Genomic DNA, 12063 nt, shown 5'->3' on the forward strand with positions numbered 1-12063 from the left:
TTTTAGGGTTAGCAAATATCATAAAAAATGAGATTTAAACAGGTCTTGGCAAGTGGGATGTTTTTTATCGGCTTCTTATCCTTGGGTCAGGACACTTACTCCTACTCCAAACCCATACATCTTTCCGATGGTTGGCAGACGAATGATCTGCTGTCGGGCCAAATCGATTCGACCAAAATGTACGCGATGTTTAACCAATTAAGAGTCAAACCACATAAGGTGCATAGTGTTATATTAGTACGGAACAATGCTATCGAAATGGAAGAATATTTTGGTGGTTATGACCTGAAAAAGCAGCATGACCTTCGCTCGGCGACAAAAAGTATTATTTCAATTTTAATAGGAATTGCTTTGGACAAGGAATTCATTGAAAGTGTTGATGATCCATTTTTGAAGTATATCAAAACTTACGGTCCAAAGAAAAACAAGGATGAACGAAAACAGCACATAACGGTTAGACAGTTGCTTACAATGAGTACCGGACTTGATTGTAATGATTGGGACAAAAAGTCAGCTGGACAGGAAGACAAGGTTTATCGAAAAAAAGATTGGGTGCAGTATACCCTTGATTTACCTCAGATATATGATCCTGGCGAATCGGCAATGTATTGTTCTATGGGAACGGTCTTGGCAGCTGAGGTCGTACAACAGGCCTCGGGAATGCCCTTATACGCTTTTGCCGAGAAATATTTGTTCAATGCATTGGGAATAACTAATGTTGCTTGGCACCATACTACCGAAGGAGATATTATTCCTTCAGCAAAACGACTGTACATGACGCCGAGAGATATGGCAAAAATCGGCGAGTTGATGCTCAATAAGGGAAAATGGAAATCAGAGCAAATCGTTTCAGAAACTTGGGTAGCGCAATCAACTTCATTTCAAACCAAATTGGCCAATATCGATTACGGAATGTTATGGTGGAAAATTCCCTTTGTGGTAAATGCTAAAAAGTTTACGGCCACCGTCGCAACAGGAAATGGGGGGCAGTACATGATGATTTTTCCCGATTTCAACGCGGTCGCCATTTTTACAGGAGGCGCTTACAATTCGCAAGAAGACAAACTTCCGTTTCGTATTGTAAACGATGTGTTTTTACCTATGTTGATAAAGTTGAACGAAAATTAAGCAACTATTTACTTCCTTGTCCGCTGTAGGCTTGCCAATCTTTTTCCTTATATATATCATCACCGAAATATCTGGCAATATTTAGAAATGGCTCTGGTTTTTGATAGCCCGGCACCGGAGAAAGCATGTTCATTCCCTCATCTAAAAAAATGGTAGTTGGGTAGCTCATACGCCCTTGCATTAGCGCAGCAGCGAATTCATGGTATCCTTTTCGGCCTGATGGGATAAACTTATAGGTTTTTCCCTTGAATTCGATAGGCTCTTTCCCTTCACCATCCAGTTTTACCATATAAAAGTTCTCGGCCATGTAGGCCGCCACTTCGGCATTTTGAAAAGTGTCCTTATCCATTTTTTTACACCAGCCACACCAATCCGTATAAACATCTATGAATATTTTTTTCGGATTTGTTTCGGTAGTAGCCAATTGTGCCGCCTCGTTCCATGTGAGCCATTTTACTTCTTGGGCATGCGAAACCGCAGCCATCATTGTAAGGCAGAGGAAAAATAAAGTTCGTTTTGAAGGGATTTGAGCTATTCGTATCATCCGAGCAGGTTTTTGGTCATTAGTCTAACAACTATACCAAAACTAACGAAAATAACCAGGGTTTATTTTACCGCTTCTTTTTCCTTTCTTGTCGAAAACAAATCTTTAATGTCGACCTGGTTTTTGATGAGGTCGTCGAACGTTTCCCGCTCTCGGATCAGTATGGCTTTGCCATCATGCCACAAAACTTCTGGTGGTCGAAATCTTGAATTGTAATTGCTAGACATGGTAAAACAATAGGCACCGGCATTTTTAAAGCAGAGAATGTCTCCCTCCGAAATCTCGTTAATACGTCGATTACTGGCAAAAGTGTCGGTTTCACAGATATAACCGACTACGGAATAATAGCGTTCCCTACCTTCAGGGTTCGATATATTTACAATCTTGTGCGAGACACCGTAGAACATGGGGCGAATCAAATGGTTGAACCCAGAATCTATACTGGCGAATACGGTAGAGGTTGTCTGTTTTACAACATTTACCTTCGCGAGAAAGAATCCTGCTTCGCTTACCAAAAATTTACCGGGTTCAAAGGCCAAAGTAAGTTCTTTGCCATATTCTTTACAGAATTCATTGAATCGGTTTCCTAATTTTTTCCCGAGTTCTTCAACATTCGTTTCGATGTCACCTTCTTTGTATGGTACTTTGAAACCGCTTCCGAAGTCGATAAAGTCGAGATTTTTGAAATTTTTGGCCGTTTCAAAAAGAATTTCGGAGGCATAAAGAAACACATCGATATCTAAAATATCGCTCCCCGTGTGCATGTGTATGCCATTAATATTCATTTTAGTAAGCTCTACAATACGCAGAAGATGTGGAATCTGATGAATACTGATACCAAATTTTGAATCGATATGACCTACCGAAATATTGGAATTACCCCCCGCCATAACATGCGGATTTATTCGAATGCAAACCGGAATATCAGGATGCTTGCTTCCGAATTGCTCCAAAATGGAAAGGTTATCGATGTTGATCCGTACACCCAATGAGGCTGCCTCCTCAATTTCTTCAAGAGAAACGCCGTTGGGTGTAAAGATTATAGATTCTGGTTTGAAGCCTGCCATGAGGCCCAGTTGAACTTCCTGAATAGAAACGGTGTCAAGCCCGCTTCCCAAGCTATTCATCAATCGCAAGACTGTTATATTCGATAATGCTTTTGCGGCGTAGTTCAGTTTTAAATTCTTGACACTTTTAAAGGCATTCGTCAATCGCTTGAACTGTGCCGTTATCTTTTCTGAATCATATACATAAACGGGGTCACCGTAGGTTTTTGCAATTTTAAGCAAATCAGCATTCTTCATAGTACTTCATTATTTGATACAAATTTAAGATGTTACATTTGTATCTACAAAAAAACCAATCACAACTATATATAATACAACAAAATGTTATGTTTGTAACAAATAGTGTTGATTCTTTATTTGCTAATGCGCTTTGGCAGTCGTAATTTTATACAAAATATTAAAGCATGAAAATACCTCTCTTTCCGTTACGGTCTATCTTTTTTCCAGGTGAAACTGTGCCGTTGCATATTTTCGAGGACCGTTATAAGCAATTGATCAGCGATTGCAGGAAAGAGGCCATTACGTTTGGGATACCGGTGTATATTAACGACCGTATTGAGTTCGGGACCGAAGTGCAGCTGGTCGAAGTCGTCACGACGTATGAAGATGGTGAAATGGATGTTGTTTGTGTAGCCAGACAGGTGTTTGAAATCGTTGAGTTTGAAAGCCATTTGGGAGGAAAGCTTTATGCTGGGGGAACGGTAAATTTTTTAGATACCGTAAATGATGGTGAAGAGTCGGCTAAATTAAAGGTTTTAGAAGGTATAGAGGAACTTTATGATTTGATGGATGTTCCTTTTACCCCGGTTCCCTTAGAAAAATTCCATAGTTATGTGTTGGCCCATAAAATGGGACTTTCTTTTGACCAAGAATATGAGCTCTTGAAAATGGCTAAGGAAAGTGAGCGTCTCGAATTTTTGAGAACACATCTACAGACGACTATAACTGTTCTTAAAGAAGTAGATAGAACCAAGAAGACAATCGAATTGAACGGTCATTTTAAAAACTTCGACCCTCTCGACTTTGACGGGCTTAAATCGTAGTGCTTTGTTTAAAATATCGACCTGAATAAGCTGTATTTACGGATTAAAATATCGATGATTCATGTGAAAAATTCTATGCTTCTTTAGACAGTTGTCTGCTAAAATATGATAGCTTGTATGTTCTGTAAATTCCTTCCATTTTTTCATTAGGGTAAATCGGTTTCGTTTCCTATTTTTGCATTCGAACCCAATACCTTTAGACAATATGAATCTTCACGAGTATCAAGGAAAAGAAATTTTAGCCAGTTTTGGTGTGCGCATACAAAGAGGTATTGTAGCGCATTCTCCAAAGGAAGCGGTAGATGCCGCAAAACAATTGACCGAGGAAACCGGAACGGGTTGGCACGTAATCAAGGCCCAGGTGCATGCAGGTGGACGTGGAAAAGGTGGCGGTGTTAAGCTAGCCAAGAACCTTAAGGAGGTCGAAGAGATTTCCGGGCAGATTATCGGGATGAACTTGGTAACCCCACAGACTTCCGCCGCAGGAAAAAAAGTACATCAAGTTCTAGTAGCCGAAGATGTGTACTACCCCGGGGATAGTGAAACCAGTGAGTTCTATATGTCCGTATTATTGAACCGTGGCACAGGTCGTAATATGATTATGTATTCTACCGAAGGGGGAATGGATATTGAGGAAGTGGCAGAAAAGACCCCACATTTAATTTATACTGAAGAAATTGATCCTGCTACTGGTTTATTGCCTTTCCAAGCCCGTAAAATAGCCTTTAACCTAGGCCTTTCAGGAATGGCTTTTAAAGAAATGACCAAATTTGTCACGGCATTATATAAAGCGTATTCGGAAAGTGATTCGAGCATGTTCGAAATTAATCCGGTTTTAAAGACCTCCGATGATAAGATAATGGCTGTCGACGCCAAAGTTTCTATTGATGATAATGCGCTTTTCAGAAGAAAGCAATATGCTGAAATGCGCGACCTTAGAGAAGAGAACGCCATAGAAGTAGAGGCACGGGCAGTAGGCTTGAATTACGTCGATTTAGATGGCAACGTTGGATGCATGGTAAACGGTGCCGGACTGGCGATGGCTACAATGGATTTGATTAAGATGGCAGGTGGGGAGCCCGCCAACTTTTTGGATGTAGGTGGTACAGCAGATGCCAAAAGGGTAGAGGAGGCGTTCCGTATAATATTGAAAGATCCAGCCGTAAAAGCAATTTTAATTAATATTTTTGGGGGAATCGTTCGTTGTGATCGTGTGGCCCAAGGAGTGGTCGACGCTTATAAAAACATGGGTGATGCCATTAAAGTGCCCATCATAGTTCGTTTGCAGGGTACAAATGCAGAGCTTGCCAAAGAAATAATTGATAATTCAGGTTTGGCCGTACATTCGGCAGTACAATTTCAAGAGGCTGCCGACAAAGTGAAGGCTGTGTTGAATTAAAGCTTTTTACTATAATAAGTGATAAAAGACCGTGTGCAAGCACGGTCTTTTTTTTGCTCCAGTTTTTCCCTGCGCCAAGCCGTCGGTTAAATGATTGGGTTCTGTTTTCAAAAAATATATACGCTGCTTGTTAGGTAAAATGCTTCCACTTTTATTCCCTTGTACTATGATTCTGGTTGCTTAAAGTCATTAATAGGACTTTTTGGTGTAACATTTCGAATTTAGAGCCGTCATTTAGATAGAGTGTCATCATCAATCAATTAATAATCAAGCCTCTTCCTCCTAATTTCTTAAGGAATCAGGGTAAGGTGGGGTGAAAAACAACAAGTCATGAGAAAAATTAGTTTGATGCTAATAGCGGCTGCGCTATTGGTTACGGGGAGTATGAGGGCAAATGGCCCGGAAACTGAAAAGCCAACAAAACAATTAACGGCAAGAATTTGGAGTCTTCTGAAAAAGAACGTCTTTGATGTTGAATTAGTGGACCAGACCGCAGATGTGCGATTTATAGTAAATCGAAAACATGAAATAGTAATTTTGACGATTGATTCGGATAGTGAGGCTTTGGAATATGCAATAAAGTTAAAACTGAATTACAAGAAAGTTGATTTATCAAGTTATAAAGAGGGTGAAACATATATCATTCCGATTCGTGTAGTGGGCGGTTGAATAGCAGTTTATCGTAATTAATGAAAAAGGGTCTTGAAACTCAAGACCTTTTTTTGTTCTTGTATTTGACGGGAGTAATATCCTTATCCATACGCTTTAATTGTTGTTCCTTGAAGCCGGGTTTTTTACTGCGAATTGTACTTGTTTGAGCCTTAATTAGAACATCTCCTGGGTTTTTCGGATTATCCTTGGTGCCGCGTAAGTAGATGACCAGTCCGTTCAAAAAGTTACGCAATATTTGGTCGCCGCACTCCATATATTTAGGATGATCTTCTTTTCTAAAAAAGGCCCCGAGTTCACTTTTTGATATTTTGAAATCTACCAAGGTCAATATTTCCACGATTTCATCGTCGCGTAGCTTTAGGGCTACTCTCAATTTCTTTAAAACATCATTATTGGTCATATTCGATATCTTTTTAGGTGGTGCAAATTAACTATAGTCAATTGAATTAGTAGAAATTTGTCTCGAATATTTACGAGAAACCGTGTGAATGAGCGATATGAACGGAAATGTCAGTCACAACAGCTATCTGTTGACTGATTTTCATTCAAACCAAAGCTATAAATGCCAAATTGTCAGTGTTGTTTTATTAAAACAAGACATAAAGTCAGTTGTTTTTATTTGGTACAGAGATTGTCTTTTAGTGGGTGTAATCAAAGTTTAACTATTAAAAAAAATAATATCATGAGTATAGTAAAAAGAAATGACGCGATTTTCCCATCATTGATGAACGAAATTTTTAGACCTGATTGGTTTGGAGGAATGGAGACCGTTAACCATGTTGTTCCTGCGGTAAATATCAAGGAAAACGAAAAAGATTTTGAATTGGAATTGGCGGTGCCAGGAAGAAAAAAAGAAGATTTCGCTATTGAAGTGGATAAGGATGTTTTGACCATTTCTGCAGAAGTCAAATCTGAGGAAAACGCCACCGAAGAAAATTATACAAGAAGGGAGTTCACATACACTTCTTTTAAAAGATCTTTTTCCTTGCCTAAAACTATTGATGGCGAGAAGATAGAGGCGAATTATGAAAGTGGACTTTTGAAGTTTGTATTGCCTAAAAAGAAAGAGGCACTTCCAAAGCCAAAAAGAATGATTGAATTGTCTTAACCGACATAGAAAACTGTGAAGGTATTCGTTTAAGTAAACTTCATAATGATTGGTTTGGTTGGTTAGTTGAGAAAGCGTTTCGAGAAATCGGAACGCTTTTTTTTGGTGTTTCTCCTAGTGTTTGTTATCTTGAATTTTAAAGAAAAAAGTGTTTGATTTCTACAGGAAATTCAATTTTAGTCTTATCTAAAAATAAATATAATTATCTGTTCACCAGTTTTTTGTGATGCAAAAAGTTAATTAAAAGTTTAAATATTTAATTTATCGCTTTTTTAAGTGAAATAAGTAGAAAAACTTGAAATTATTCCTTCCCTTGTTCTTGAAGCACTTTAATTTGGTCCCTTAATTTCGCCGCCTGCATAAAGTCAAGATCCTTAGCGGCCTTCTCCATTTCCTTTCTTTTTTCCCGTATCAATTTTTGAACTTGGTCTTTGGTGAGATATTCCAAATCGGGTTCTGCTGCACGTAATTCCTCTTTCTCGAAATGATAGGTCGAAACTGAATTCTTAGCCAACACACTATCTAAACTTTTGTTCAATGCGGTTGGCGTAATATTATGTTTTGTATTGTAGTTCGTCTGTTTTTCTCGACGATAGTTTGTTTCATCAATGGTCTTTTGCATGCTGTCCGTGATTTTATCGGCATACATTAGGGCCTTGCCATTTAAATGGCGGGCCGCACGGCCAACTGTTTGGGTCAATGAACGATTACTACGTAAGAAGCCTTCTTTGTCCGCATCCAAAATGGCGACTAGGGAAACTTCCGGTAGATCTAATCCTTCTCGCAAAAGATTGACTCCGATAAGTACATCGAAAATACCTTTTCGTAAATCTTGCATAATTTCGACACGTTCCAAAGTATCTACATCACTATGAATATACCTGCAGCGTACCTGTATGCGAGTCAGGTATTTTGCCAGTTCTTCAGCCATACGCTTGGTCAAGGTGGTGACTAACGTACGTTCGTCTTTTTCGACGCGTTGCTGTATCTCCTCGACCAGATCATCAATTTGATTTAAACTGGGCCGTACTTCTATTATGGGGTCTAATAGGCCAGTGGGGCGAATTATCTGTTCGACAAAAACGCCTTGGCTTAGTTGCAATTCATAGTCCGCAGGGGTAGCACTGACGTAGATCACTTGATTTTGAAGCGCTTCGAATTCTTCGAACTTTAGCGGTCTGTTATCCATAGCGGCAGGCAAACGAAAGCCATATTCCACCAAATTCTCTTTTCGTGAGCGGTCACCACCATACATGGCATGTACCTGAGGTATCGTTACATGGCTCTCATCGACGACCATTAAATAATCATCGGGAAAATAATCCAACAGACAAAAGGGCCTTGTTCCCGGTTCACGACCATCTAAATACCTTGAGTAGTTTTCAATTCCTGAACAATAGCCCAGTTCGCGTATCATTTCAAGGTCGAAGTTTGTTCGTTCTTCCAAACGTTTAGCTTCCAGTGGTTTGCCAATTTCCCTGAAATATTCTACTTGGGCAACCATGTCTGCCTGAATTTGATGAATCGCATTTTGTAATACATCTTGAGAGGTGACAAACATATTCGCAGGGTAAATGTTTAGGTTATCATAAACCTCTAGAACGTTATTGTTAAACGGATCAAATGCTTCGATTTCTTCTATTTCATCCCCAAAAAAATGAATACGAAAAGCATGATCGGCGTAACTGGGGAATACATCAACAACATCGCCCTTTACCCTGAAATTTCCATTTCTAAAATCCGCCGTGGTTCGGGAGTAGAGACCTTGAACCAATTGGTGTAAAAATTTGGTTCGTGCGATTACCTGATCTTTTTGAATGGAAATCACATTTTTTTGGAATTCTACCGGGTTTCCAATGCCATAAAGACAAGATACCGATGCGACGACCAGAACATCACGCCTACCGGATAATAAAGAAGAGGTAGCGCTTAAGCGCAATTTTTCAATATCCTCATTAATTGAAAGATCTTTTTCGATATAAAGTCCCGATGTAGGAATATAAGCTTCCGGTTGATAGTAATCATAGTACGAAACAAAATACTCTACCGCATTTTCAGGAAAAAACTGTTTGAATTCAGAATACAATTGCGCGGCCAAGGTTTTGTTGTGCGCCAAAACGAGGGTAGGCCGTTGAACGTTTTCAATGACATTGGCAACCGTAAATGTTTTTCCTGAACCGGTTACCCCCAATAAGGTCTGGTAACGCTCGTCAGCTTCCATTCCTTCGACCAATTGCTTAATCGCTTGGGGTTGGTCTCCTGTGGGTTTGAATGCGGATACTACTTTGAATTTCATAGGCTAAAAATACAAAAGAAGTATGGTTTAGAATAGGGCTCGAAGAATAATGTGATGGTCTTATCGTTTTAACGTAAAATGACCTTTGAACTCCCGGCCATCTTGTAATTGCACACGAAACCAATAGTCGGAAGCAGGTAGTAGTCTTCCATTTTGTTTGCCATCCCAGCCCTTGGTGGTCGGACTTACGTGGCCCAACAAAGTACCGTAACGGTCATAGATGGTAATAAAAGAGTCTGCTTGCACCATGCTATCGATGCCCTTAATTTGCCAAAAGTCGTTGACCCCATCATTGTTCGGTGTAAAAAATTTATCGTGACCCACTACGGAAACCGTCGTATTGGTAATACCGCAACCATTTTTGTCACGAACGAAAACTTCGATGAAACCTGCGGGTACATTTTGAAATACATTGGTGTCTTGATACGGGCCATTTTGATCGTGCAATGCATACTCATAATCGCCTTCCCCTTCAACGAATACGGTAACTACGTTGTTCGCTGAAATATCTAAAACCTCGGGTTCTTGGGAAAAAATGGCAATGTTGGATTCAGGTATCGTAAAGCTAGCGGTGTTCGAGCAACTGTGCAGGCCATTGGTATCGGTATAGCTTCGGGTAACTTGTAAAAGATACTCGCCCCCTTGGGTCAGGTTGGCGATACGACTATCGGCAACTACTTCGTGCGTTCCGTTATCATTAATTCGAATCCATTCGTATCCTTGGAAACCTTCTTCAGCTTCTAGTACTACCGAGGAGTTGTTGATGCATAATGTTGGTATTTCACTGGGAATGTTCACTACAGGTTTGGGGTCGATGCGCAGGGTTATTAGCTCAATATCGGCACATTGGCCATCATTTTCCAATCTTACGTAAATGGTCGTACCATCATCCAATAGTTCGCTACCGGTCAAGGCATTCACTTCAAAAGTTAAATCATTTAAATCCGTATAAAATGATACGGTGAACCCTGTATAGTTCAACGCCAGGAAATCAAGGTCGAGAAAGCCGGCGAGTCTATTGTCTTCAGCATCTTCATCACATCCATAAAAACTTCCGATTTCGGAAGGAACAACGGTCACAGGGGTGGTCTGCAATGCTAATAGTGCAGTGCCGAAACAACCTGCGTTATTGATTGCCCGTACCCAAAGCTGTTGTCCGTTTCCCGAACTTTGGTAGTGTTCAGGATTTGCAATTGGCCTTTCATTGTCAAAATCTTGTTGGTTTTCATAAAAAAGAAGGGAAAAATCTGTTTCAGGCCCTGTGAGTACATCCAGTGCTTGATATAAGTTGAATATCGCGATTCCGTCATTAGGGTCGGCATCACTATCGCATTGGATCAAAACTCCGTCGGTAGGGTCAGGAATGGCTTCGACGAGAACTTCGCCCTTCCCTTGAATGGCACATCCGCCAAAACCGGCCCTGTCGATTTCTACGCGGTACATGCCACTGGCCTCGACATCGGCATTGTCGATTTCCAAAAGGTGACCACTTTCTGATAATTGTATATCGTCTTTGTACCAAGAATAGGTGCCATCCAAAAAAACAGGGGCTTCCAAAGAATAACTGTCTCCTACACATAAGGGCAAAAACCCGCTGTTGGTACCGTTTCCACTTATGATATCGATTTTATCAAAAAACGATTGTACGAATGGGGGTAGCCCTTGGGTGGCATAGTTCCCTGTTCCTAAGTCAATGGCATCATGGGTGTATGTCGTATTTTGATCATCAGGATTGTCTATGACCCCCAAGTAGTTGGTTCCCGATTGATAACTTTGGGAGAGTGCTCTATATATTTTACCATTAGGCCCTAATTGTAGGGCACCCCGAAAAATGGCCCGTTCATCCAACACCCTCCGACTACTGTTGGGGTTGGGGTTTTCTAAATCGTATTGAAGCAGCGAAGAAGAGTGTGGCCCTTCAAAATTGTCATTGCTACTGTGAACGTATAAAAAGCGATTGTTCGATGAGAATTCTACGCCGTAGGGTGCAAAATTAGTAGCATCTAGCTGAAGAGAGAGTGGGTTGGAGACCCTGCCGGTATCTGAATCGAAATCAAAAAGAAACATACCTGATTCGCCATTGGCGCAGGCTAGTTTTTCGCCATTCGGCGATAACTTTAAGTATCCCCTTTTGTCGGTAATGTTCAAGCCCATGGAGCTCCTGACTGGTGGGCCGACTCCATCTAAGCCAACCTCATAGCTGTAAAACGTATTGTACGTATCGGAATAAGAACTTGAAGGAGCCAGGGTAATTACCCAGAACGAATTTTCGTCACAGTCTTTTACCACGGCCGATATTTTTTCGGAGCATCGTTCAAGCAGGTTTTGATTTTTGAGGGTAACGGCCCCAAGGCCATTATCCAAGGCCATATCAACGTAAGAGTAATTGAATCCGTTATCGGGATCGTCTCTTTGCACATTGGTGTCTACCGTGAATATATAATAGCCTAAATTGTTTCCGGGGTCCGGTACGATGATGGCCGACTGCGAGCTTGAGGTGTCACCATACAGTCCGGTACCATTTTGCATCACCCCGTGATCTGCCCTATATACATTTATGCCATTGGTGTAGAATAGAAGATTGCCATGTGCATCGGAAATGGTCGTACAGCCTTCCACCGTATTCAATCTTCCCCCGTCGAGTGGGGTAACACTGCCATCGACATTGAACTGAATGCCGGCGCCACTGCCAAAATACCAATTGCGTGTTTCTCCCTGACCCAATACTAGGGCAGGGTAAAGCATGCCAAAAAAGAATATTGCGGTAATTTTGTTCATATAGTGTTCTAACTATCACAACAAGATA

At 40.7% G+C, this 12063-nt stretch carries 10 protein-coding genes; 5 read left to right on the forward strand and 5 right to left on the reverse strand.

Features of this window, described 5'->3' with window-relative positions:
• Nucleotides 1–27: 27 nt before the first annotated feature.
• A complete protein-coding gene (locus tag AACZ88_RS08500; protein WP_339708903.1) occupies nucleotides 28–1128 on the forward strand; it encodes a serine hydrolase in 1101 nt (366 codons plus the stop codon).
• 4 nt (nucleotides 1129–1132) lie between these two features.
• Here AACZ88_RS08500 and AACZ88_RS08505 read toward each other — a convergent pair whose 3' ends face one another.
• Both AACZ88_RS08505 and lysA read right to left on the reverse strand, forming a co-directional pair.
• Nucleotides 1133–1615, reverse strand: a complete 483-nt coding sequence (locus tag AACZ88_RS08505; RefSeq protein ID WP_339709303.1) for a DUF255 domain-containing protein — start codon at nucleotides 1613–1615, stop codon at nucleotides 1133–1135.
• Nucleotides 1616–1734: 119 nt separating this feature from the next.
• Nucleotides 1735–2976, reverse strand: a complete 1242-nt coding sequence (lysA, locus tag AACZ88_RS08510; protein ID WP_339708905.1) for a diaminopimelate decarboxylase — start codon at nucleotides 2974–2976, stop codon at nucleotides 1735–1737.
• Between the two features lie 167 nt (nucleotides 2977–3143).
• On the opposite strand from lysA, the gene AACZ88_RS08515 reads away from it, so the two are divergent.
• From AACZ88_RS08515 to AACZ88_RS08525, 3 genes are all read left to right on the forward strand, one after another.
• The gene (locus AACZ88_RS08515) at nucleotides 3144–3782 is read left to right on the forward strand and encodes an LON peptidase substrate-binding domain-containing protein (protein ID WP_339708907.1); all 639 of its coding nucleotides are present in this window, start codon (nucleotides 3144–3146) and stop codon (nucleotides 3780–3782) included.
• Nucleotides 3783–3987: 205 nt separating this feature from the next.
• Nucleotides 3988–5181: an ADP-forming succinate--CoA ligase subunit beta gene (gene sucC, locus AACZ88_RS08520; protein ID WP_339708909.1), complete on the forward strand. Its 1194-nt coding sequence runs from the start codon at nucleotides 3988–3990 to the stop codon at nucleotides 5179–5181.
• 330 nt (nucleotides 5182–5511) lie between these two features.
• Entirely contained in the window at nucleotides 5512–5850 is a 339-nt protein-coding gene (locus tag AACZ88_RS08525; RefSeq protein ID WP_339708911.1) for a hypothetical protein, read from the forward strand.
• A gap of 40 nt (nucleotides 5851–5890) precedes the next feature.
• Here AACZ88_RS08525 and AACZ88_RS08530 read toward each other — a convergent pair whose 3' ends face one another.
• Nucleotides 5891–6253 (reverse strand): DUF1456 family protein, encoded by a 363-nt coding sequence (locus tag AACZ88_RS08530; protein WP_339708913.1) that lies wholly within the window; start codon nucleotides 6251–6253, stop codon nucleotides 5891–5893.
• A gap of 282 nt (nucleotides 6254–6535) precedes the next feature.
• Here AACZ88_RS08530 and AACZ88_RS08535 point away from each other — a divergent pair, with 282 nt between their 5' ends.
• Complete coding sequence (locus tag AACZ88_RS08535; protein ID WP_339708915.1) at nucleotides 6536–6961, forward strand: Hsp20/alpha crystallin family protein; 426 nt, start codon at nucleotides 6536–6538, stop codon at nucleotides 6959–6961.
• A 301-nt stretch (nucleotides 6962–7262) separates the two neighbouring features.
• Here the strand turns inward: AACZ88_RS08535 and uvrB are convergent, their stop codons facing one another.
• Nucleotides 7263–9257, reverse strand: coding sequence for an excinuclease ABC subunit UvrB (gene uvrB / locus AACZ88_RS08540; RefSeq protein WP_339708917.1), 1995 nt, complete (start codon nucleotides 9255–9257; stop codon nucleotides 7263–7265).
• 60 nt (nucleotides 9258–9317) lie between these two features.
• A complete protein-coding gene (locus AACZ88_RS08545) occupies nucleotides 9318–12035 on the reverse strand; it encodes a T9SS type B sorting domain-containing protein (RefSeq protein WP_339708919.1) in 2718 nt (905 codons plus the stop codon).
• Nucleotides 12036–12063 lie beyond the last annotated feature (28 nt).

The organism is uncultured Kriegella sp. (assembly GCF_963975415.1).
In the GTDB taxonomy this organism is placed as follows: Bacteria; Bacteroidota; Bacteroidia; order Flavobacteriales; family Flavobacteriaceae; genus Kriegella.

Coding starts and splice junctions, on each gene's coding strand:
- AACZ88_RS08500 (WP_339708903.1), top strand. CDS start 28: ATGAGATTTAAACAGGTCTTGGCAAGTGGGATGTTTTTTATCGGCTTC.
- AACZ88_RS08545 (WP_339708919.1), bottom strand. CDS start 12,035: ATGAACAAAATTACCGCAATATTCTTTTTTGGCATGCTTTACCCTGCC.
- AACZ88_RS08515 (WP_339708907.1), top strand. CDS start 3,144: ATGAAAATACCTCTCTTTCCGTTACGGTCTATCTTTTTTCCAGGTGAA.
- AACZ88_RS08535 (WP_339708915.1), top strand. CDS start 6,536: ATGAGTATAGTAAAAAGAAATGACGCGATTTTCCCATCATTGATGAAC.
- sucC (WP_339708909.1), top strand. CDS start 3,988: ATGAATCTTCACGAGTATCAAGGAAAAGAAATTTTAGCCAGTTTTGGT.
- uvrB (WP_339708917.1), bottom strand. CDS start 9,257: ATGAAATTCAAAGTAGTATCCGCATTCAAACCCACAGGAGACCAACCC.
- lysA (WP_339708905.1), bottom strand. CDS start 2,976: ATGAAGAATGCTGATTTGCTTAAAATTGCAAAAACCTACGGTGACCCC.
- AACZ88_RS08505 (WP_339709303.1), bottom strand. CDS start 1,615: ATGATGGCTGCGGTTTCGCATGCCCAAGAAGTAAAATGGCTCACATGG.
- AACZ88_RS08525 (WP_339708911.1), top strand. CDS start 5,512: ATGAGAAAAATTAGTTTGATGCTAATAGCGGCTGCGCTATTGGTTACG.
- AACZ88_RS08530 (WP_339708913.1), bottom strand. CDS start 6,253: ATGACCAATAATGATGTTTTAAAGAAATTGAGAGTAGCCCTAAAGCTA.